This is a genomic window from Pseudoalteromonas neustonica (genome assembly GCF_001653135.1).
In the GTDB taxonomy this organism is placed as follows: domain Bacteria; phylum Pseudomonadota; class Gammaproteobacteria; order Enterobacterales; family Alteromonadaceae; genus Pseudoalteromonas; species Pseudoalteromonas neustonica.
Genome location: NZ_BDDS01000030.1, coordinates 1 through 22,949, shown reverse-complemented (window position 1 = coordinate 22,949; position 22,949 = coordinate 1). Strand labels below are relative to the sequence as shown.

At 40.4% G+C, this 22,949-nt stretch carries 16 protein-coding genes; 9 read left to right on the top strand and 7 right to left on the bottom strand.

Annotated features, from left to right (window positions below; translation table 11 throughout):
* The first annotated feature begins 97 nt into the window (after positions 1–97).
* The 3 genes from A7967_RS21025 (at position 98) to A7967_RS21015 (ending at position 3,448) form a co-directional block, all read left to right on the top strand.
* Positions 98–1,387: an NAD(P)/FAD-dependent oxidoreductase gene (locus tag A7967_RS21025; RefSeq protein WP_064436077.1), complete on the top strand. Its 1,290-nt coding sequence runs from the start codon at positions 98–100 to the stop codon at positions 1,385–1,387.
* A 25-nt stretch (positions 1,388–1,412) separates the two neighbouring features.
* Positions 1,413–2,633, top strand: a complete 1,221-nt coding sequence (locus tag A7967_RS21020; RefSeq protein ID WP_064436076.1) for a M24 family metallopeptidase — start codon at positions 1,413–1,415, stop codon at positions 2,631–2,633.
* A 155-nt stretch (positions 2,634–2,788) separates the two neighbouring features.
* Positions 2,789–3,448, top strand: a complete 660-nt coding sequence (locus A7967_RS21015) for a DsbA family oxidoreductase (RefSeq protein WP_054452182.1) — start codon at positions 2,789–2,791, stop codon at positions 3,446–3,448.
* Positions 3,449–3,523: 75 nt separating this feature from the next.
* Here the strand turns inward: A7967_RS21015 and A7967_RS21010 are convergent, their stop codons facing one another.
* Entirely contained in the window at positions 3,524–4,024 is a 501-nt protein-coding gene (locus A7967_RS21010) for a P-loop nucleotide/nucleoside kinase family protein (protein WP_054205912.1), read from the bottom strand.
* A gap of 669 nt (positions 4,025–4,693) precedes the next feature.
* Here A7967_RS21010 and A7967_RS21005 point away from each other — a divergent pair.
* From A7967_RS21005 to A7967_RS20990, 5 genes are all read left to right on the top strand, one after another.
* Entirely contained in the window at positions 4,694–6,730 is a 2,037-nt protein-coding gene (locus A7967_RS21005) for an ATP-binding protein (RefSeq protein WP_054205911.1), read from the top strand.
* The gene (locus A7967_RS21000; protein ID WP_054205910.1) at positions 6,723–8,936 is read left to right on the top strand and encodes a bifunctional diguanylate cyclase/phosphodiesterase; all 2,214 of its coding nucleotides are present in this window, start codon (positions 6,723–6,725) and stop codon (positions 8,934–8,936) included. The genes A7967_RS21005 and A7967_RS21000 overlap by 8 nt, the downstream gene beginning before the upstream one ends.
* A gap of 306 nt (positions 8,937–9,242) precedes the next feature.
* A complete protein-coding gene (locus A7967_RS23495; RefSeq protein ID WP_244507118.1) occupies positions 9,243–10,052 on the top strand; it encodes a hypothetical protein in 810 nt (269 codons plus the stop codon).
* On the top strand, positions 10,030–10,539 hold the full coding sequence (locus tag A7967_RS23490; protein WP_244507117.1) for a hypothetical protein: 510 nt from the start codon (positions 10,030–10,032) through the stop codon (positions 10,537–10,539). The genes A7967_RS23495 and A7967_RS23490 overlap by 23 nt, the downstream gene beginning before the upstream one ends.
* Before the next feature lie 252 nt (positions 10,540–10,791).
* On the top strand, positions 10,792–12,204 hold the full coding sequence (locus A7967_RS20990; protein ID WP_064436075.1) for a YfcC family protein: 1,413 nt from the start codon (positions 10,792–10,794) through the stop codon (positions 12,202–12,204).
* A 149-nt stretch (positions 12,205–12,353) separates the two neighbouring features.
* On the opposite strand, the gene ppiC is transcribed toward A7967_RS20990, so the two are convergent.
* The 4 genes from ppiC to A7967_RS20970 form a co-directional block, all read right to left on the bottom strand.
* Entirely contained in the window at positions 12,354–12,632 is a 279-nt protein-coding gene (gene ppiC, locus A7967_RS20985; protein WP_054205907.1) for a peptidylprolyl isomerase PpiC, read from the bottom strand.
* A gap of 93 nt (positions 12,633–12,725) precedes the next feature.
* Positions 12,726–13,151: a thiol-disulfide oxidoreductase DCC family protein gene (locus A7967_RS20980; RefSeq protein WP_064436074.1), complete on the bottom strand. Its 426-nt coding sequence runs from the start codon at positions 13,149–13,151 to the stop codon at positions 12,726–12,728.
* A gap of 63 nt (positions 13,152–13,214) precedes the next feature.
* Positions 13,215–15,593, bottom strand: a complete 2,379-nt coding sequence (ygjK, locus tag A7967_RS20975) for an alpha-glucosidase (RefSeq protein ID WP_064436073.1) — start codon at positions 15,591–15,593, stop codon at positions 13,215–13,217.
* Positions 15,583–17,352, bottom strand: a complete 1,770-nt coding sequence (locus tag A7967_RS20970; protein WP_064436072.1) for an MFS transporter — start codon at positions 17,350–17,352, stop codon at positions 15,583–15,585. The genes ygjK and A7967_RS20970 overlap by 11 nt, the downstream gene beginning before the upstream one ends.
* A gap of 68 nt (positions 17,353–17,420) precedes the next feature.
* Between A7967_RS20970 and A7967_RS20965 the strand changes: the two genes are divergently transcribed.
* Complete coding sequence (locus A7967_RS20965; RefSeq protein ID WP_064436071.1) at positions 17,421–19,913, top strand: hypothetical protein; 2,493 nt, start codon at positions 17,421–17,423, stop codon at positions 19,911–19,913.
* A gap of 50 nt (positions 19,914–19,963) precedes the next feature.
* On the opposite strand, the gene A7967_RS20960 is transcribed toward A7967_RS20965, so the two are convergent.
* Together A7967_RS20960 and A7967_RS20955 are read right to left on the bottom strand one after the other, a co-directional pair.
* The gene (locus A7967_RS20960) at positions 19,964–22,102 is read right to left on the bottom strand and encodes a TonB-dependent siderophore receptor (protein WP_054452197.1); all 2,139 of its coding nucleotides are present in this window, start codon (positions 22,100–22,102) and stop codon (positions 19,964–19,966) included.
* A gap of 123 nt (positions 22,103–22,225) precedes the next feature.
* Entirely contained in the window at positions 22,226–22,678 is a 453-nt protein-coding gene (locus tag A7967_RS20955) for a hypothetical protein (RefSeq protein ID WP_054204175.1), read from the bottom strand.
* Between the last annotated feature and the right edge of the window lie 271 nt (positions 22,679–22,949).

Genomic DNA, 22,949 nt, shown 5'->3' with positions numbered 1-22,949 from the left:
GATTTTTTTCATAAATCACGGTTTAAAGTGAGATGCAATGTATACGCGCCTGTAAATCAAGTGCTTAGTATTACTTTTATAGAAGAGGTAAGTTATTTTGGCGGATAAAAAAAACCAGCAAGTCGCCGTTATCGGCGCCGGTATTATTGGTATTTGTAGCGCATTACAATTACAGCGCGCAGGTTTTGCAGTCACCTTATATGATGAAAGTGGTTTAGCGCAAGGGTGCTCAAAGGGCAATGCAGGCCACTTTGCTACTGAGCAAGTGTTTCCGCTTGCGCACCCTTCTCTATTAAAAAAGCTACCCGGTATGTTATTCAATCCATTAGGGCCACTTCGGATTGATTGGCGTTATGGGTTTAAAGCCCTGCCTTGGTTTTGGCAATTTGTTAAAAATATGCCAAGTAAAACTTATCGCGCTAACACACAGGCACTTAAGGCATTAAACCAACTAGCGATCCCCGCTTATGAGCGCTTACTCAGTGAGTATCATTTAGGCCATTTATTAACTAAAAAAGGCAGCTTATTGACCTTTGAAACTACTCCTCTTAGTAAAATTGAATCCATGCTAGACAGCTATCTTGATCAGGGTATTGCAGTGGAGTTACTTGATGACGAACACGTACGCCTACTAGAGCCCAATTTGGCTAAAACAATTACCTACGCTTTATTATTTAAAGACGTGGCCCACAGTGTTGATCCGCATTTATTTTGCCTGCACTTAGCTGAGCAATTCAGCGCTTTGGGCGGCCAATTTTGCCAACAAAAAATAACCGCGATACAACCAGTAAAGCAAGGTTATACACTCAGTTATCATGATCAAAAAGTCACAGCTGATAAAGTAGTCATCGCCGCAGGCGCATGGAGTAAAACACTCCTTAAACCTTTAGGCTATAAAGTCCCCCTTGATACTGAACGTGGTTACCATTGTATGCTAGCCAGTAATTACGGCCTTTCACGCCCAGTGGCCTCTGCCGAACGTCACTTTATTATGACCCCGATGAGTCAAGGCCTGCGTATTGCAGGCACCGTAGAATTTGCCGGCACCGAGCGTAAAATGAATAACAAACGCGCATTGGCATTATTACCTAATGCTAAAGCACTCCTTAATAAGTCAGCCATTTCATTACATGCTAGCAGTACCTGGATGGGGTGTAGGCCATCGCTACCAGATTCATTACCTATCATTGGCAGCGCCCCAAACCACGATAACCTGTATTTTGCTTTTGGCCACCAGCACTTAGGATTAACGCAAGGCGCTGTAACCGCAGAATTAATAACCGCACTGTGTTTAAACCACCCGCCGCAAATAGATATACAACCTTATTGTGTTAGCCGCTTTTCAACGCAACCCGCTTGCAGTAAAGCACAGCCACACGCACAATAGCCGCATATAAATAAAGGAGAGCACCATGACAACATTCGGTATTGGTACGCAAAATAAAGAACACGCACTCGCAAGCCTAAGCGATATGACGGGCGATTTAACGCCTATTCAAGCTGATGAACACCTAGCACGTATTGCCAACGCACAAACCTACATGCAAACCAATGGTATTGATGCAATTTACCTAAATGCAGGAACTAACTTAACCTACTTTACCGGCATGCGTTGGTATGCCAGTGAACGAATGGTGGGTGCAATATTACCGGCTAAAGGCGACGTACAATACATAGCTCCGTTTTTTGAAATTGGCTCACTTAATGGTTTTAAAGTTATTGATGGGCCTATTCGCGGTTGGCAAGAACACCAAAACCCTTATGCCTTATTTGTTGAAATACTCGCAGAGATGGGCATTGCTGCTAATGGCACTGTTGGCATTGACGAAAGCGCACAGTTCTTTATTTTTGATGGTATAAACAAAGCACAAACCGGCTTAAAACTGGTTAATGCACAACCCGTTACCGCACATTGTCGTATGCATAAATCAGCCAACGAATTAGCATTGATGCAACGCGCTATGGACATGACTTTAGCAGTACACCAAGCAACAGCCAGCATGCTACATGAAGGCATTAGCACGAGCGAAGTAGAAGCTTTTATCAAACAAGCGCATCAAAAAGTCGGCGCGCCAGGCAATTACTTTTGTATCGTATTATTTGGGCTGGCAACGTCATTTCCTCATGGCGTAAAAGACCCGCAAATTCTTAAAAAAGGCGATATGGTATTGATTGATACGGGTTGTAAAGTGCATGACTATCTATCAGACATTACGCGTACCTATGTATTTGGTGAAGCAACGCCGCGCCAACGCCAATTTTGGGATTATGAAAAAGCCGCGCAAATTGCCGCCTTCAACGCCGCAAAAATTGGCGCGCCTTGTGAAGCAGTCGATGCCGCTGCGCGCAGTTACTTGGCTGCCCAAGATTTAGGCCCAGAATATCAAACGCCAGGTTGCCCGCATCGCACTGGTCACGGCATTGGTTTAGACATACATGAATGGCCTTATTTAGTGGGTGGCAATAAAACCCCACTCGCAGCAGGCATGTGTTTTAGTAACGAACCTATGTTAGTTGTACCTGATGAATTTGGCGTGCGCTTAGAAGATCACTTTTATATGACTGATAACGGGCCAAAATGGTTTACTGAGCCGAGCCACAGCATAGAAGACCCCTTTGGTTTAGCTAATTAATTTACTCTCAACTAGCCTATCATTATTCACTGCACGGTAAATTTTTACCGTGCAGTTTACGCACTTATTTTTATAAATTGAAAATCACGCCACTTGAATTAACCCCTTAACGCCTGCATATAGACCTGTACACACTGTAAAAAATAAGCTCACCGATGAAAAAGCTAAAAATCGACATCGTTTCAGACGTAATGTGCCCGTGGTGCATTATTGGTTATAAAAATCTTGAAACAGCCCTTAAGCAATTAAGTGACGAATTTACAGCTGAGATCAGCTGGAAACCATTTGAGTTAAATCCGGATATGCCAATCGAAGGGCAAGATTTAAGCGAACATTTAGCACAAAAATACGGCCTGAGCGAAGAGCAAGGCGAGGAAAACCGCAAACGTATTTTAGAAATGGGCGAACAAGCGGGTTTTGCCTTTAACTTTGATGGTAAACGCATCATGATCAACAGCTTTGATCTGCACCGCTTACTCACTTGGGCTGCCAGTAAAGGCAAACAAACCGAGCTAAAACTGGCATTATTTAAAGCCCACTTTACCGATTTAGTCTTTTTGAACGAGCAAGAAAACCTACTTGATGTAGTACAAAGTGTTGGCCTTGATAGAGCCCGCGCAAAAGAGATTTTAGACTCAGGTGAGTATTTTCAAGACGTTCGCAGCGAGCAAAACGCGCTACAGCAAATGGGTATCACCTCAGTGCCAACGTTTATTATCAACGATCAATTCGCGCTTACTGGCGGCCAACCAAGCGACGCATTTGTGCAAGCATTTAAACAAATAACCGAGCAAGAAGCGCAACAACAGCAGTAAAATAACAAGCCACGTAATTCAGAAGGTCACCTCTTAACTTTACGTGGCTGTTTTAACAAATGATAAATTTTTATTCTAAGTTTTACTTCTTATTATCTCTTTGTAATTACTAAACTCGCTCGGGCTTGGCTCTTCAAAATACTGGGTAACTTGATTAAACACTGCTTTTGTATCAAAGTTAGCTCTTGCGGGCTGCTCAATGCATCGTTGCGCTATTTGCTTAAGACATAACTCATTACTGACTTTTAAATAAGTAAACTCAATTTTCGTATCAGTCGTAGTTGCTAAACTTTTTAACCAAGCTCGCTGCTTTGTGGTATTTGCGGGGAAGTCCATAACGACACTCGCCCCTGTTTGCAAAATATTTTTTACATGGATTGTGAGCAAAGGCCTGAGTAAACGTGAAAATTTCATGTAATCGTTAAACGATTCGATTTGTTCTGGGTAAAGTGCTGCTAACCACTCATCTTCACTGAGTAGTACTGCATTTTGCTCTGCAGCCACTTTTTTAGCGGCAGTCGATTTACCTGCCCCCATTTTTCCACAAAATAAAAATAACTTTCCTTTCACCAGCATAAACGTTCCTTAATTCATTACTGTACTTAAATTCAAGTATTATGTTTGCTGCACACAAAACATAGCATGCACCATAAAATCACAATACAAATTTAAATACCCACTTTAGGCAGTACTTGTTATCAGAATTTAGGCTTCTAGTATGAAGTAATATCATAAGATTAGCTTATCAGCCTAGGGCGTGTTGACCTTTCGTGATTGATTTTGCAGCAGTATGTTTGGTATTTAGGCAAGGCAGCGCCTATGCAGTGTGGTTGCTCCCCATAAATAGGCGATAACGCAGTATAAAGGCCAAACATGCGCTGCCCAAAGGGTTCTTCCTAGGGGCGATTGACTCTTTGTTGCTCGGTTTTTACTTAGCCCGCTAGGTTACAAACCTCGCGCCGCGATTAAATCGCCCCTAGATTGAACAAATTTCAATCCATAAAGGTAAACACGCCCTAGTGAATAAAACTTTAATTACGCTAATATTAAAGGTTGTATTAAACGCCTCACAAAAACACACTCTAACAGCAAACAACTACCTCTAAGTAAAACCAGTAATGCGTGTTCTTTCTTATTTTTAAATAACTTATGAATAGTTATATAAAATGTAAATGAATTAGCAAGTTTACTATTTCTGACTAGACTTAGTTAAAAGTAATGAGTTAAATTTAGTCAAGGCAATCAATGAGTACCAAAAAACAGTCCATCGCCACCCGCATTAATATTTTATTAGCCGTAGTTTCCTTAGTGATTATTACTTTTTCTACGACAGTGATCTATTTAAGTTCTAAAATTAGCAGTGCTACCGAACGAGTCGCTAATAATGACTTACCTGAAGCACTAAATACATTAGCGATGCTTGAAGAGTTAGGAGATATGAACTCCAACTTATTAGAATACTTATTAGGGGAAGAAGAAGAGCAGCAAGAGTATTTTGGTAACTTTGATGAATTTATTCGCTTTCATGCGCTTATCCCAAATACCACAAAAGATTATAATACACTTGAACAAGTCGTTAGGCTTGTTGAGGGTCATAAAAAACAAGCCATATCACAAGTCTTTGAAATATATCATCCTGAAAATGAGCGCCGTGCAACAAAACAAATTAATGATTTAATTATTAATGTGGGTAAACCATTAGAAGCATTGCTTGATGAAATGAAAGAAGAAGAAATTGCTGATGTAGGCTCAGGTGATGACCCAACCGATATTATTAATGATGACTTGCCTGGCGTACAGTATTACCTAGAGCTGGTGGACGAAGCTGGCGATATGCTCGCTGATTTAGATCGCTTTGTATTAGATGATACTGGAGCAAAACGTAGTTTTTATGAAAACGCACTACAATTTGAAAGCTATTTTGCTAGATTAAAACCGTTAGAACAAAAACCACAAGAGTTAATTCGTATCAATGAAATAGAGCGACTATTTTTTGAATTGAAAAATGGTGGTACTGAAATTTTTCGAGTTTATCAAACCAACAGTAAAGACCTGGCAACCAAAGCCATTGACAACTTAGAGCATCAAACTTTCAGCGTCGCTGAAGATTTGCTAGATAAACTCTCAAACAATGCCCGGGCTGAAGTTCAAACATCAATGACTGATTTAGGGGGTATTTCGCAAGAGATTTCACTCGTCTTATTTTTTGCAACATGTTTACTCGTCATGTTAGTCGTCACTGTTATTTTTTATACTCGTAGAACTATTTTCACTCCCTTAACGCAAATAACCACAGCCATAGATAAATTACGTAAAGGTGAGCGTAATTTTGAATTGACCGACTATGGTCGCAATGACGAACTAACCGATGTGTTAACGAGTTTAAAAGAGTTTCAACTCGAGTTAATGGAATTAGATCAGCTGCGTTTAAATGAGCAAAAAATAAAACAAGAGCTACTCATCGAAAGAGATAACGCGAATCAATCTTTAAACCAGTTAAAGGATACGCAATCAAAACTAATAGCAACTGAAAAAATGGCTTCATTAGGTACGTTAGTCGCGGGAGTCGCTCATGAAGTTAATACTCCATTGGGGGTTGGTGTAACTATGTCGAGTGCTTTAGCGAGTAATTTAAAACAGTTTTTAAGTAAAGTGAAAACGGGGGTATTAAGTCGACAAAATTTAGATAATTTTGAAAAAGAATCAGAACAATCTCTTGATCTACTCGAAAGTTCGTTACAGCATGCAGCAGAATTAATTCATAGCTTTAAACAGGTCGCTGTTGATCAAACGAGCAGTAAACGTAGAGAATTTAATTTACTAGAAACTCTCAATGAAATTGTGTCAACTTTACACCATAAAATTAAACGTACCGGTATTTCTTTATCTGTTGATGGGCCAGAAAACATCAAATTAGATAGCTTTCCTGGGCCTCTGGGGCAAGTGATCACTAACTTATTTAATAATGCAATTTTACACGGTTTTGATAATAGATCCGATGGTGAAATACACATACGCTTTAATCTAGTTGGTAACGAAGTCCGTATATTATTTGCTGATAATGGTGTTGGCGTACCCGAAGAAAATATTAAAAAATTGTTTGATCCCTTCTATACCACTAAGTTAGGTAAAGGAGGTTCGGGATTAGGGTTAAATATCGTACATAATATTGTTTGCGACCTGATGGGTGGCAGTATTCACGTGGAAAGTCGAATTGGCACCACCTTTGACATTAAATTACCGTTAATTGCACCAGCTCAAAAGGAGGAAACCAATGGGTGATTTTTTCTTAAACCTTATTGATGATGACGAGTTAGAAACAGTAGCAGACCAAAATCAGCGTCATTGGTTAATCGCTATTATTGATGATGAGCCATCAGTGCATGATGTGACTAAATTAGCACTTTCAAAAACAAAAATTCAAGGGCGCGATTTAAAATTCATTAGTGCTTTTAGCGGCAAAGAGGGCTATCAGTTATTAAATGATAACCCTGAATGTGCCGTTGTGCTACTTGATGTGGTAATGGAAACAGCCGACGCAGGTTTAGTTTTAGCGAAGAGTATTCGTGACGAAATGCACCGCGCTAATTTACAAATAATACTGCGTACTGGGCAACCAGGTTATGCACCAGAAGAAAAAATCATCTCAGAATACGAGATCAATGACTACAAAACAAAAAGTGAGCTAACTCGAGACAAGCTATTTACCTCGTTAGCAACCGCTATTCGTTCTTTCAGTCATTTGCAGGCATTAGAAGAATCTAGAACGGGGTTAAAAAATGTCATTCATGCTTCTGCTAGCCTGATGAAGGAGCGCTCTATTCATGAATTTGCATGTGGTGTATTACAGCAAATGAATGCACTCTTTAACCTATCATCACAAGGGATTTTTTGCGTTTCACAAAGGCCGCTTAATGGCCCTTTTTCAATAGAAAAATCAAAGAACGACAGCTTTTTAGTGGTTGCTACAACAACTCAATATAATGACTTTTATGGCAAAGACATTTATGACGATCTATCAGGCGTTGCACCAGATATAGCACAGCGAGCACTGGCGGCGAAAGAGCATATATTAGAAACAAATATAAGTGCATTGTATTTAGCTACACCATCACAATGGCAAGGCGTAGTCGTTATTGAAGGTAAATTAAACTTATCCGATATAGATCAAGAGTTATTGAAAGCATTTTGTTTAAATATTGCTATTGGATTAGAAAACGCAAAATTCTTCAGCCATTTGAACCGTTCAGCTTACTACGACTCGCTAACCGAAATGTACAATAGAGAAGGTTTAATCCACTTTGCGCGAGAAATTCGCTCACAAGCAAAGAGATCCCTAAGTTTATACATTATTGATATTGACTACTTCCATGACATTGTTGATAGCCTTGGCTTTGAATTTGGTAATGAAGTGCTCATATCTATGGCATCAGTACTTAAACGAATATTCTTAAAAAATGCCAGTATTGCGCGCTTACATTCAGATGTATTTGCGGTTCTGATTGCTGATTCTCAGTGGCGACTTAAAAACCTCATATTAGAATGCTCTCGCCCTATAACACTCTCAGGCAGCTCCATGCGTTTAGGGGTCACGCTTGGTGAGTCTAATTGTTCTGTTGACGAGGAGTTTGATGTCGAGTTACTTGTACGCCATGCAAAAATGGCATTAAAAGTCGCTAAAGAAAATAAACGCGGTATGGCGCAAGCTTTCGAGCCCAAGTTTGAAGAGGAAACTATTAATCGTTTAGGCATTTTAGCTGAGTTTAGAAATGCACTGGCTAATAATGAACTATTTTTAATGCTACAACCTAAAACATCCATGAAAACTGCCGAAGTCGTCGGTTACGAAGCGTTAATTAGGTGGCAGCACCCTCAAAAAGGTTTAGTTCCTCCTAATGCATTTATCCCTGTTGTAGAGCAGGCTGGATTATATTTTGAGTTAGATATGTATGTGTTTAGAACGGCATTAAACATCATTAAAGAATACCCACAAATAAATAAGCCTATATCTGTGAATATCTCAGCAAACTCACTGCATCATCATGACTTTATCGATGAACTAAAGAAGATAATTAAACAAGAAAAAGCAGATTTAGGCAATATTGAACTAGAAATAACAGAAAACTCACTGGTACGAAGTGATATGGCTATTTTACATTTAAATGCGCTAAAAGATTTAGGTTTTACTTTATGTCTTGATGACTTTGGTGCAGGTTACTCGTCATTAGCGTATTTACTAAAACTGCCTTTAGATGTAATAAAAATAGACCGAGCTTTTATTAACTACATCACGGAAGATAAGAGTGCACGGGTTTTACTCAAAGGCATGTTACAAATATGCAAAGACCTAGATAAAAGAATTGTAGTTGAAGGAGTCGAAACACAAGAGCAAGTCGATATGCTTACAACGTATGATGTTGATGTTGCACAAGGTTTTTTTTACTACCGGCCTATGCCTATTACACAAATACTTGAAAAAGCATTATAGCCGACATTTACTCTCAATTACGATCGTTAACCTGAATTTTGGGTAATAAACCTCTCTCCACAAGCTGTTTTGACACCGATATAAATAAATAAAATCCCTTATATCGGTGTCAAAAGTGGCTGTAATTTAATTTTGATAGACTAAAAAGTTTTAATTTAAAATCCTCATAGATATTTTGAGCTAACTTTCTTGGGTATATTAAACGCTTCTCCTACCTCTGCCTCATCATCCGTGTAATAGCGTGTAATAAACATTTTTTTAACATTCTTCTACAGTAGATTGTGAAATACTCAACAGGAGAAAACTATGAAAACATATTTCAAAAGGAAACGTTTTTTAACATCTCAGAATAATTTCATAAAAAACACACACAAAAAATGTAAGCTTGTGTTGCTCGCATTAACTGCGGTTATTGCATCGTCATCGCAGCTGGCAAGTGCGTCTACTTATCAAATGGCGACGCCTGCAAATGATGATGGGCAAGGCAATTTTGTTTTTTTTGATCGACACATTGTCGATTGTGGTAGTGATGCCATCAATTCGCTCCATCTGTTTAGGCCTACAGCAACACAAATTGCGTATGAATACGGATGTACTAACCTCAATAGCGCAATAAATAATGATGTATACACCCCCGCTAATGATGACGGCGGTGGTAACGTTATATTTTTAGATCGCCACACTGTAAATTGCGAAGGAAAGGCACTGCAATATTTGCATTTACAAAGAGCAACCGCCAGCACTGTTCAGTACCATTATCAATGCAGTGACAAGACACTTAGTGACGTAAGCGATTACTTTACTCCTGCCAATGAAGATGGTGGCGGTAATGCCGTTTACCTTGATAGACATCATGTAAACTGCCCAGAAAATGAGGTACTGAGCTACCTTAGACTTGAAAGACCCACGGCAACCACGATGCGCTATCACTACAAATGTGGTACTTACAATGAGGCAACCACCTATGGATTTACAGACTCTTTTGCTGCTAGTAATTGGAGTATAACAGGCGTTGGCACTGCAAATATGTCTGAATCAGCTTTAAGTGCGTCCGTAAATTATGGTGGGGGGTGGTGTAACAGCTTCAATCACAATGCCAGCAAGCGGCGTTGTTAACTTTGATTGGGATATTGCGATTAACTCAGCGGGTCAGTATGGCGATGTTATCCGTTACGTTATCAATGGCGTTAACTTCGACTTATCTACAGCAGGGAGTGCCTCAGGTGCTGCGCAAAATATCACAATCAGCGCTGGCGATGTATTTGAATTTTTGACCTGGGGGACAACCAAATCATCAAGTTATAATGCGACGTTTGATAACTTTAGTTTTACCCCTGACAATACGATAATTGCTCCTCAGTGCGCTTTCTCTGGTGATAATCAAGGTCGTAATGATCCAGGCTTTACCGGGCAAACATTTGTATATCATAACACCAGTTATGGCACAGATAGATTTATGTGGGATGGCGTATCTAAAGGCGAAGTACCGATTGGCACGGGCTCTGTGACCGATGCTGAGGGTAATGTATTTACAGCCGGGGCGCTAGTATCTCATCCATACTCAGATTTATGGTATTACGAAATTTGCGTAAATATGCAGTAACGCTTACATATTTAGTAATGTATTTTTATATATTATTTAAAAAGGTTAACTCATTCGGGTTAACCTTTTTATTTTAATCTGAACTACCTAAATCAATAAAGTAAGCTTGAAACACGCTTAGTGTCTACAAGCCGTTACAATCCTTTACAGATAACTGTCCCTATTATTATCTCGTTTTAAGCAACTCGTGATATTCTTTGGAAAAAAGCAGCACTTCTTTTTTGCTGTGCAAATTACATTTATGGAGAATTTATGAGTAAAACACTCAAAGTCCCTCATACCTTAATTTTACTATTGGGTATGATGGTCACCGCTTTGATTGCTACTTGGTTAGTACCACAAGGTTTTTTTGATACTACATTGTCTGAGTCTGGCCGTGAAATGGTCGTAGCGGGTACCTACCAAACAGTTGCTGAACGCCATTACCTTACCCCATGGGATTTACTTACTGCAATTCCGCGTGCCTTTGCCGCTGCGCAAGATGTGATATTTTTTGTATTAATTGTTGGTGGTGTACTTGCCATAGCGCGTGCAACAGGCACCGTTGATGCGCTAATTGGCCGTTTACTCGAACGCCACGGCAAAAAACCACAACGTTTGATTTTTATGGTGGTCTTTTGTTTCGCATTAGCCTCTAGCAGCATTGGAACGGCGGGTGAATATATTCCGTTTGTGCTAATTTTAGTGGCTTTGTGTAAAGCAATGCGCCTTGATGCAATGACTGCGGTAGGCATGATTGTAGCCGGTTACGGTATTGGTTATGGCGTATCCGCTTTTAACCCCTTTACTGTATTGATTGCGCAACAAATTGCTGAAGTCCCTGTTTATTCTGGTTTATGGTTACGTTTTGCTATATTTGTGCCATTTGTACTAATTGGTTTTCATCATGTGTGGCAATACACTCAAAGAGTTGCAAACGATCCAAGTCAATCAATGATGCTTGATGTGCCTTGTCCGCTCAAAGATAAAGCAACTCCACATTACCCTGAACTTGCAATGCGCCATAAGCTTATCCTTGGTAGTTTCATTGTCACACTAGGTGTTGCTGTCTGGGGCATTGCAACCAAAGGCTGGTACTTATACGAATTAGGCGGTGTATTTATCGCATGGGGCGCATTAATTGCGATACTTGGGCGCCTATCTGCTGATGAAACTGCAAATCGCTTTATTGAAGGTGTTTCAGACTTAGTTACGACTGCTATTTTAATAGGTGTTGCTCGTGGTATAGCATTAATTTTAGAAGATGGACAAATACTTCACAGCTTAGTACACGGTATGTCACTGCCATTATCTTATGTGAGCGCTGAAATATCAGCGATTGGCATGTTAGTAATTCAAACAGTGTTAAATACCTTTATCCCATCAGGTTCTGGTCAAGCCTATGTCACTATGCCACTGATGGCACCACTGGGTGATTTAGTGGGTGTGCCACGCCAAGTTGCAGTACTTGCTTATCAATTTGGTGATGGCTTTTCAAATATGATTATCCCTACCAACGCAGTATTAATGGGTATTTTAGGCATGGCGGGTGTGCCTTATGGGCATTGGTTCCGCTTTTGTTTACCACTATTAATTAAGCTAATGGTTGCCGCATCAATTGTGTTAGTGCTTGCTGTTATGTTTGGTTACGGCTTGGATGTACAACCAAGTGCCGTTGGCAGCTAACTTACTGAATACTTGAACGTAAAAACCACCTTTTTTAGGTGGTTTTTTACGTTATAAGCCACTAAAATTGCTAACCGCAGTCGCAAGCTCTTTCGCGCTAAAGCGTGGCCTACAGCGCCATTATCGCTAACTTGCTGCTGGCTGTATTTTTAAGTTCTATAAAGCACTTTTATCACGTGCCAACCAAATTTAGTTTTTACTAAATGTGGTTCTAATATTTCTGCACCAAAGGCTACTTTATCAAATTGAGGAACCATTTGACCGCGCTTAAATTCACCTAAATCACCGCCTTTTTTACCTGATGGACAAGATGAGTGCTTTTTTGCGAGCACTTGAAATTTAGCACCTTTTTTTAACTGCTTGATGATATCTTCGGCTAACTCTTTATGTTTAACCAAAATGTGTAATGCGTGTGCTGTGCTAGCCATTGCTTATCTCTTCTATTTTAACTGCACCAATTTTAACACAACATCATACCCACATTATAGACTGAGGTAACTATATCAAAATGGATTGATATTTTATAAGTAATGCTGATCATAGTCAGCACTGGGTATAAGGCAGTAATCATATTTACCAAATAATGCATAACGATTAAACGCAATGCAATCATACGCCCAATTGCGCACGCGCTTAGGTATTATTCGTAATATTTTAGCCATACGCCACGGCCAACCAAGCTGTATTACAACATCAATAAACGCATCACTTTGCACAGTGCACATACTTTTTTCAATATAGAGCATGGTTTTAAAACTATCCGTTGGATAATTAAAGTACTTAAGTATCGCCTGGCCTTTTGAAGATTGCACACTGCATAATTTAAAACACAGTTTTTTGTCATGCTTTATTATAAAATTACACCACGCACTGCAAAGCTTACACTCTGCATCAAAGAGAATTATTTTATTACTCTCGATTATTTTTTTTGTATCAATTTTAGGCATTACTTACTCCATCTCATCTGAACAAAATGCCTTAAACGTGCACATTAAGCAACGCTTTGTTGCTTAATGTAACTCACACCAACGTCCTTGTTGCTGTGTTATTAGTAACAAATGTGCGGCGCTCCACGAGAAATTAGGCGCGCCTTGTTGCTCGCCCGTCAAAGGGTTATAATTTTCACGAATAGGGGCACTTGCCAATAAACCATCTGCATGACTAAGTAACTGTTCACTTAGCTTTTGTGCCTTTTCACAGTAACCGTAATGGCTCATGCCCACTAAACCAAAATACAGCTGATCAAGCCATACTCGACCTCGCCAATAGATATCAGCACCAAAAGCAGGGTTGCTCAAAGCCGCGCTGCCAAGTGGTACATAGGTATTAAACTCTTGTTCATCAAGCATTACATCAACCACTTGCTGCGCTTGTGCAACACGTGCTACTTGATTAAATAGCGGCGACCAGCCTTCAGGGCCTTTACCGCGCTTAACTAACGGCTTGCCTGCGCAACCATTTGCTAACGGTTGTGGTGCTATTTCAATGTCATAATAATAGCCCGTTGTTTTATCGAACATACATCTATTTATATACGTTCTTAGTTTGGTAGCTTGTTTTAAAAAGTAACTCGCTTGGCGAGGATAATTAAGTACCCGCGCCATTTTACTTAAATAGCGATTATCTGCTGCCATGTATGATGCCTGATCAACGGATTCTTGTAATAATGAATAACCGATCAAACGTCCCGTTTTATCAAAATTTGAGGCAAAGCCTACGTGCCAGTCACTCGCTTTACCGCCTTTTTTTACATACTGCGCCAGTTGTTGACTATCAATAAAGCCAAATACCGCAGCATCATCTCGCCCCGACTCCCAAGATGCCGCCGTTTGCGCAGGGATCTTTATTTGCCTTTGCGGATGGGCCCTAAGCTCATTTTTATAGTTTTCAAGACCGCTTCGCTCAGCCCAACCCGCTGCTGTTTGCACCTCGAAGCGTAATTTACCGTCATCCGTTGTATGGGCTTTATCAACTGTTGCGCCATACTCGGGCACGCCATTGCCATTGTGATCTCGATTAGTTAGCCACCAGTTTCTATAGCCAACCAACTTTGGGAATATTTCAGCAAGCCACTGTTTATCATTGGTATATTTGTATACTTGCCACACAGCCCAGGCCGCTAAACTGGGTTTAGTATTACGTTCGTTCCAGTTAGTACCATCGCCACCACGTTCAGAACTGACATTGTAAGCCACTAAATCAGGAATAAAACCCACATCCCACGGCCTAACTTTATCCGCTGCCGTTATTTGATGCTCAAACACCGCATTTAAGTTCTGTTTTGCAAGCGCTGAGTTAAACGTTGCCAATGCAAATGCCTGTTTATAGCTGTCCCATGGCCAGGTTTGGTTGCCAGAAAACCAGCGCCCTGTAACTGCAGGGCTTACGGTATCAAAACCAACAGCACCTGCTTTACCTCGCCAATTACCGAGTAACGTTTCAACGCTTTTAACAGCTAACTTTTTATGTGTGTTGTCTGCACTGGCTAACGGGCGCAGTGCATTATTAATATAGCCCTGCCAACGCGCAGCACTGCTGGCTAAATATTGCTCGGGTTGTTTTAAAATATCTTTTATAATAGCCTGCTCGCTTGCCACTTCTTGGCTATTTAATAAGTACGAATAAGTTGTATAAAACGTGGTGTCGGTATCAATCGTTGTTTGGCTTACATAACTTAATGCATCGTGCGTGGTACTGACTGATAACGTTTTGTGTAATTGTAACTGCGAGCTGCCAGAAGTTAGCAACTGGCCATAAGCGCGTACTTTGCCAAATAATAGCGCGATAGCGTTATTACTCACTTGCCATTGAGGTAGCAGTTGCGGGTGCACTTCAAAAGGTGAACGCGCATCTTTTACAGTACCGTCTTGAGCTGTTAAGTTACTCACCAACCGCCCTTCCCATCGTAAAGTGAGTGGTTGATTGGTTGTGATCTGTGTTTTAACTAACGAAGTGCGATTGCTTACAAAACGTAACTCCATGCGAATACTTACGCCATCCCCCATTAATTCTTGTACTAAAGCGCCCGGCAAGCTGTAACTATTCATGGCGAGTTTAACTTTACGACCTTGGTCTTTATATACACTGAGTTTTTCTAAATAAGGGGCGATAAAATTAAGGTATTCTTCGGTAATAATTGCAGGCCCGGTAAAGCCCCCCATATTATCAACACTTGGTAGTAAATGACCATGCCATGCCCCTAAGTCAAATAATGGACTAAACCGTTGATGCCCGCCTTTAGCAAAATCTTGCATGTAATATGGACTACCAGTACGATCAATTAAGTTTTTATAATGACTATTTGCATCACTCACTGGTTCATTTGCTGTGGCTTGCAAACTCAAAGCCATCATGGCAGCCATTAAAACAAGTCGCTGTTTAAGTTTCACTGTTGGTATCCTTATTATTTCGCGCTAGAAGGTAAAAACCAAAGCCGGTGATAAGCGCAATCACTGCAAATAATAGCCACATGAGTGCCGGACGTTGCAGCTCTTTCACTAAGTAACCATAGCTCCACCCTGATAAAAAACCAGCAAATAAAAAGCCCAGCGCCATAGATACAAAATAGTAACCCATGAACATCGCAGCGCTATTTTTAGGGGCAATACTGGCTACATATTCTTGGCTTTTTGGGGAGGTGAGCATTTCACCAAAGGCGATCAGTAAAATAACGGTGATCATTACAGCTCCGCCCAGTTGCGTCATTAATAAACCCGCGCTCATTAGCAATAACAATAAAAAGGCACCCGCAGTAACAATCAAGCCACTGATCAAAACCGATATCACCTTAAATCCTTGGCATTTTAAACTAACGATTATTTGTAATAATACAATGGCCGCAAAGTCTAAATTAATCAGGTACTCGGGGTTAACTTGCCGATAAACCAGCCATTGCTGGGCAAGTTGTTTGCTTTGTTGCTGAGTAAAATCGCTAGTTGCTATTTGCTCAATAAAAAGCGCTATTTCGCTCACTGGCACGTTTACTTTTAGATGCACTAATTCAAGGCGTATTGCTTCAAGCTCAGTGCTCGTTAAAGGTGATGAAGATACATAATTGACTGACAAAAGCTGAATTTTTTCACTCAATGCCCCACTATCAACAAACGCAAAAAAATCCACCGTTGATTGACCAAAATAACTGAGTAAAACAACCAAATCTTGGGTGTTTGTATAATCACGTATAAACAACGGTAAAGTGTAAAATAGCTGATTATACACAGTCCAAAATCCAGTCAATATGGCTAAGTACAAGGCAAAATTACGGTTACTTACCCGCACTGGCTGTAAATACCAGTTATGGCTTTGCTTAGTGCTAACGCTTTTATCCCACAACCAGTTTAATCCTAGCCATATTACAATTAATACAAAAGCTTGCGTATAACTGAGCCAACTCACTCCTGCGGTCATTAGAATAATCACGCAAGTAAATAACAATAGTGCAAAGCGGCTATTGCCCAATACTTGTTGAGCTTGTTGTAATACCTGTTTAAAGCTGGTATTTACTTGTGAAGATGGTGTGGCTTCGCGATAAAACAACAGCGGAATAAAGTTAAGCAATATCCACACGGCCGACATTACAAATACCGCATCCCAGCTGATCGCACGCATATAACCGGCGACTAATGGGCCAATAAAACCGCCCAAATTAACCATAGTGTAAAAAATACCAAACCCTAGGCCACGGTTAGTATCATTAGTGCTGCGACTAATCGTGCCAACCACGACAGGTTTAAAACACGCTGCGCCAAATGCCACCAACATTAGAATCATAAAGAACGAATTAAAGTCAGTTACTTGACCTAAAAAATAGTAACTAGGCGCCATAATTATAAATGAAATAATAAACAGCTTTTTATAACCATACCTATCGGCCAAAGCCCCGGTTAGCACAGGCAGCAAATATAAAAAGAAGGGAATAATACCTTGCACTGCGCCACGTTGTGCATCATTAAAACCCACCCCACCTTGCTCAACTGGGGTAGTCATATAGACAGATGAAACCGCAAAAAAACCATACCAAGCTAAGCGCTCAAAAATCTCCATAGTATTAGCAATATAAAATGCCAAACCAAAGCCTTTATTAGCTGGGGTTTGCTTACTCTGCTTTGCTGCTGAGTTAGTTGTTATTGGTATTTGATTATTATTCATAGTTTACTTTCACAATTAAACGCAGTATTTTATATTGCATACAATATACATATAAAACAACTATAATTATGAAAAAACTCTCACTCACTTTGTTATTACTGTTACTTGCCGCGTGTCAAAAAGAGCCGCAAGTTGATACTGCGCAGACCGTACAACTACAATCAACAACGTCAAGTGCTATGGTAACTGATCCACAACAGATGCAAGTAGACCTATCAGTACAAGGTTACACCAGTACTTTGCACAAAATGGACATTACATTCTTAGGGCAAACCATCCCCTATACATATAGCGATGGCAAAATTGGTAATAGCCGGGGCTATAATTGGTGGGTAAGTAAACATTTTGCACTGAAGAGCGATTTACCAAAAGAAAAAGTAACGCTGTATCTAGAGCTTTTAGAAATGGCTTACCCACACTATGTTGCGTTATTCGGTATGGAGCCACCTAATATTGAACGCCAGCGTATCGCTGTAGTGTATGGTAGCAGCCGCGATAGAGTGCGCGAGGCCATGCTTGATGATGGCTTTTTACGAGGCGTACATAAAACCGCAGGCGGCGAAACTATGTTTTACAACCGCGCTGGATATAACTTCCCAAGCCATCGTGAGCATCACCAACGCTATATTGTCATTCACGAAACCATGCATGCTTTTCACATGGCTTTAAACGGTCATTCAACCTGGGCGCCTAATTGGATCACCGAAGGCTTAGCCGACTCGGTCGCTCACCATGTTTACGATGCCAAGCAAAAACAACTGACTGTGATGGTGTTTGATCGCGCGCCCATGAATTATATTGAGACCGGTTTAAAGCAATATTACAGTGCCAATAAACCTACTATTGAGCAAATAAACGATGATCCTGCACTTAAACGCGGCCTTAATTTTTTCATCATTCATTACCTTTTAAGCTCCCCAGAACGCGCACAATATTTTGCATATTTTGTGCAGCAGCTTAGACTTGCCAACCCGCACAGTGACGCCACGCTCAGCACAGCCAATTCACTCCTTAAACACACTTTTAAAGATTGGCAGGCAATAGAGCAAGGCTTTGCAGATTTTGTGCAAACTATTAAGCCGAGTTTTCATATTGTATCAGGCCCGTGGGAGCAAGATGGTAATGCTTATTGGCTACGAAATACAGACTCAAATACCTTATCTCGATTGGATATAAACCCAACAAGCAATGCGACTCACCCTGTAATAGACTTTCCCGCGCCGCAACCAAGTGCTTTAATTAACCTAAATAATGAGCACCAAGTGGCTGCTTTAATTAAATTTGAACCAGCACAACTGCAGCGCGGTGAAATAGGCATCGCCATGCAAGGCAAACTCAGTGAACAAACCCAACGATACCGCGCTACGTTTATGGGTAATGAGCAAGCAAATGACGACCAATTACTTAAACTATTAATAGTAGATGCTGAGCGCATATTAATCAGCGAAAATAATATCAGTGGTTTTAACTCGGTGCAGGTTGCCCTAACAACTGAATTAAAAGCAGCTTTGACCACACATAAAGAACTGGGCTTGAATATCACGCTAGATCACAACCAGCTGAGCGTTAACTTAAAAGCAAATAGTGGCACTAAAATAATTACGCAAGTGTTTATCATCCCTTTCTCTGGTGATTTTACACACTTACTCAATACACAAAAAATCAGCTTATTGAGTAAAAATAATAACCATGCAATCACACCCTATTTATTTCCCCATAAAGACGATGATGATTATACATTCGATAAATCTCATACCCAATTACCTAACCCTTGGTTATTCGAAGAATACAGCCTGTTAAGCCGCTTATTTAAGACCTGTCAACAATATGGTGCGCAGTTAGTCGGTTGTGATGAAAAACTCAGTAAGTTGATGAAAAAACTGCCCATAAAGGCTAATCATGCAGCAATTAATTCAGAGCTAATAATACTTCTCAATCGCTACAAAACCCTATTAGGAGATAATGGCTTTAGCGTGCTTTCTGGTATCAGTGCTAGCGTACACTATCATCAAGGCGAGGCTTTTTTAAGAGTGGTCAATCCAACTAATTTTAATCTCACACTTACAGCAAAAGTTAGCTTTAACAATAGTAAAGGCCTATTGCTTAATAACCAACAACTCAACCAAGCTATTAAACCCGGCATTCACAATATTGCTTTATTCAAAATACCCGATACAAAGACTATTACTATTGAGCAGACGCTTAATTGGCAAGGTTTAAATAACATAAGCCAATTACATGCCTCAGCCACCCCATTTAACGGCGTTGAGCTTTCCCTTACACAAAGTAAAGGCAACAACGGACACTGGCTATTTAAGGCACATCTTTCAGGCCCGTACTCAGGTAGAACCAAAGGGGTACTAACGCTTACAACAACACCGTTTACTCAACCTGAGATCATCAAAACACAACAGCATAATGTTGAGATCGCACCTTATGAGCAGAAAATTCATGTATTTGAACTAGCACCAACAAAACAATCACAGCTTATTACTGTAACCGCATTGTTAGATGTCGATGGTGAAGAGATCCGATTAGTGAATAAGATAGTTATGAGGTAGAAAGCTTGCTAAATAAGACTGCCGCACATTGTGTGGCAGTCTGTCATATTTTAAAACTTATAACTTAACGCTAAGTCAACTGAACGAGGTTCGCCCGGCTGTACCCAAATTTGCGTGTATGAGTTAGGGAAATATTTACGGTCAAACAGATTATGGACTTGTAGTTTCACTTCAAATTGCTGCGTTAAATCATATTTAGCAAACATATTTGCCACAGTATACGATGGTAAGTAAAAGTCAGAACCACGTTGACCTAAACGCTCATCCACATAATTAGCGCCAACACCTACCGTTAGTGCACGATCAGCCACTGAGAATTGCTTGCTGATTTGTAAGCTTGCGCTATTTTTTGGAATATTAAGCAGCTCATCTCCTCGTTTTAAAGCAACACCTAAGCCTGTATCTTTTGCATCTTTGTCTACTTGCGCATCAATGTATGCGTAAGAAAACCACATATCAATATCACCTGGTAACTGGCCTGTTACATCAAACTCAAAGCCCTTACTGCTGGCTTGACCAATTGCAGTGTGGAAGCCCGGATTTGCAGCATCTGCGACGATGATATTTTTTTGCGTGCTATCAAAATAAGCAAACGTAACGCCTAGGTTATTATCGAGCAGATTAAATTTAGTACCGATTTCGGCCGATTTTGTTTCATTTGGTTTAAAACCTTGGCCACTTGCATCTGTGCCAAAGTTCAGACGATAACCTTCGCCATAACTTGAGTATAAAGACCAGCTATCGCTTAACTGATAAACCACCCCAGCTTGAGGGCTAAAATGAGTTTCAGATTGTTCAGCATCAAAATTTGTAATTTTATCATCAAGCGTTTGTTTTAAACGATCAATCCGCCCGCCAAGCCTAACATGCAAGTTATCAGTTAAGCGCATTTGATCTTGCAGGTATAATCCAGTTGCGAATTGCTTTTGTACTCTTACAATCGCAGGCACTGGTGTTGGTAATGCATGTTGTCCATAAAGAGGCTGATGAATATCAATTGCATGCAACTGTTCATTCGTTGGATTTGTAGATAACGCTGGGGAGCGGTAAACGCGGTAATCACGGTCATAATCAAACAAATCGTAGTCAATACCCACTATTAGCTCATGCGCAATTGAGCCGGTATCAAACTGCCCTGAGACTTCTGAGCGGATCACAAACTGATCGGTATCGTAGTCACGCTGGCGTCTTTGACGTGTTAGCGTACGACCATTGTAATACAGCTTTTGTCTCGCGGGAGATACCTCAGCGTCACTCGATGTGCCTGTTAAGCGTGTTGAGCGATAGCTTAAGCCTGAATTTAAGTACCAATCGTTAGAAAACTCATACTGCCATTGTAACTGGTGTCCCAGTACTTCTGTTACTGTGGCGCCATCGCCTGGTTCACCTAAAAAGCGTTCAATAGGCATCATGTCAAAATTGCCACCAATCGCAAGAATACCCCGATCGAATGGGATCTCTTGACGTGCAGCTTCTAATTCATATTGCCACACAGAGCGATCGCTTTGCTCAAAGTATACAGAAGCCATTACGCCTTTTTTATTAATTTCTATAGTATCGCGAAAGCTATCACCCGTTTCATAATAGCCTATAACACGCGCAGCTGCTTGCTCAGTTAAACCACCGCTATAGTCAGCCTCAAGGCGGCGTTTATCACGGCTTCCAACTTCTAGAGCTATTTTTCCTTGCTGCTCGAATGTTGGTTTTTTAGTGACTAAATTAATTGTCCCTCCAGGCTCTCCGCGACCATAAAGGGCCGCTTTTGGGCCCTTTAATATTTCAACTCGCTCAATACCAGATAAGTCTCTGGGCCCTGAAAAGCCACGCCCTGCATTAAAACCATTAACTAAATAGCCGCTTGGGACATTTTCATCACCAAAAAAGCCGCGTATAGCAAAGCTGTCCCATAAGCCACCGAGGCTATTTTGTCTCGATACTGAAGCTGATAAATCTAACGCCTCAGTTAACCCTGCCACACCGGTATTTTCGATTAACTGCTGGTTTATCTCCGAGATGGCCTCAGGTGTTTCCAGCACATCAAAGTTACCACGATAAGCCTGTCGCTTTGCAGTAACTTCTATTATTTCGAGTGATTCATCTTTTTTTGCGTAGGCTGCAGTTGAGCATAAGCTAAGTGCAACCCCTAGGTGGATAGAGCAAAGTTGGAATGAGCGAAGAGAAAAGTGCATTGTAGTTCCTTTAACAATATAACATTCAAGATTTGTTATATCATAACACTTAGTGTACCCATATTGTAAAGAGCTTATTTATAGATTAATTCTTTCGCTGTTTAAAATTAATATACTTACACTTCATTTTAAAGGCACCATAAAGCTTGCACTGCCAATAAACGCGCCAGATTCAACAATTATTTTTGCATCTTTGTAATACACTAAATCCTCTGATAATTTCTTTTTACAGTGTTTAGGGAAAAAACCTTCAAAACTCACTTGCTCTGTTTTATTAATCGTACGTTTAAACTTAAGATCAATATCTCTCAAATACACTTCACCTGCTTTTGTCTCTAATTGATTATCCCAACAGCCATATATTATCCCTAACTGCGAAATCCAAATCATTGCGCTTTGCGCACTAAAATGAAACTCGCCATCTCCTGGCATTTGAAAATATTTAACATCTATTAAGCCTTTGATATAACCAGGTTCAAGGTGAACGGATGAAAACTCCATCACTTCTTGTTTCCAGCCTTTTTGCAAGTAATCAGACATCAGAGCCTGTTGTTGCTGTGTATTTAACTGTTGCATAAATTATCCTTTTAAGTGTTGAATGTGTTTAGGGCGTGTTGACCTTTGTGGATTGAAATTTGTTCAATCTAGGGGCGATTTAATCGCGGCGCGAGGTTTGTAACCTAGCGGGCTAAGTCAAAACCGAGCAACAAAGAGTCAATCGCCCCTAGGAAGAACCCTTTGGGCAGCGCATGTTTGGCATTTATACTGCGTTATCGCCTATTTATGGGGAACAACCACACTGCATAGGCGCTGCCTTGCCTAAATACCAAACATACTGCTGCAAAAT

Bases quoted from the DNA above. Each gene is read 5' to 3' on its own strand.
- A7967_RS21005 (WP_054205911.1), top strand. From the start codon at position 4,694: ATGAGTACCAAAAAACAGTCCATCGCCACCCGCATTAATATTTTATTA.
- A7967_RS20980 (WP_064436074.1), bottom strand. From the start codon at position 13,151: ATGCCTAAAATTGATACAAAAAAAATAATCGAGAGTAATAAAATAATT.
- A7967_RS23490 (WP_244507117.1), top strand. From the start codon at position 10,030: ATGCCAGCAAGCGGCGTTGTTAACTTTGATTGGGATATTGCGATTAAC.
- A7967_RS20990 (WP_064436075.1), top strand. From the start codon at position 10,792: ATGAGTAAAACACTCAAAGTCCCTCATACCTTAATTTTACTATTGGGT.
- A7967_RS21020 (WP_064436076.1), top strand. From the start codon at position 1,413: ATGACAACATTCGGTATTGGTACGCAAAATAAAGAACACGCACTCGCA.
- A7967_RS21010 (WP_054205912.1), bottom strand. From the start codon at position 4,024: ATGCTGGTGAAAGGAAAGTTATTTTTATTTTGTGGAAAAATGGGGGCA.
- A7967_RS20955 (WP_054204175.1), bottom strand. From the start codon at position 22,678: ATGCAACAGTTAAATACACAGCAACAACAGGCTCTGATGTCTGATTAC.
- A7967_RS20970 (WP_064436072.1), bottom strand. From the start codon at position 17,352: ATGAATAATAATCAAATACCAATAACAACTAACTCAGCAGCAAAGCAG.
- A7967_RS21015 (WP_054452182.1), top strand. From the start codon at position 2,789: ATGAAAAAGCTAAAAATCGACATCGTTTCAGACGTAATGTGCCCGTGG.
- A7967_RS20960 (WP_054452197.1), bottom strand. From the start codon at position 22,102: ATGCACTTTTCTCTTCGCTCATTCCAACTTTGCTCTATCCACCTAGGG.
- A7967_RS21000 (WP_054205910.1), top strand. From the start codon at position 6,723: ATGGGTGATTTTTTCTTAAACCTTATTGATGATGACGAGTTAGAAACA.
- A7967_RS20965 (WP_064436071.1), top strand. From the start codon at position 17,421: ATGAAAAAACTCTCACTCACTTTGTTATTACTGTTACTTGCCGCGTGT.
- ppiC (WP_054205907.1), bottom strand. From the start codon at position 12,632: ATGGCTAGCACAGCACACGCATTACACATTTTGGTTAAACATAAAGAG.
- A7967_RS23495 (WP_244507118.1), top strand. From the start codon at position 9,243: ATGAAAACATATTTCAAAAGGAAACGTTTTTTAACATCTCAGAATAAT.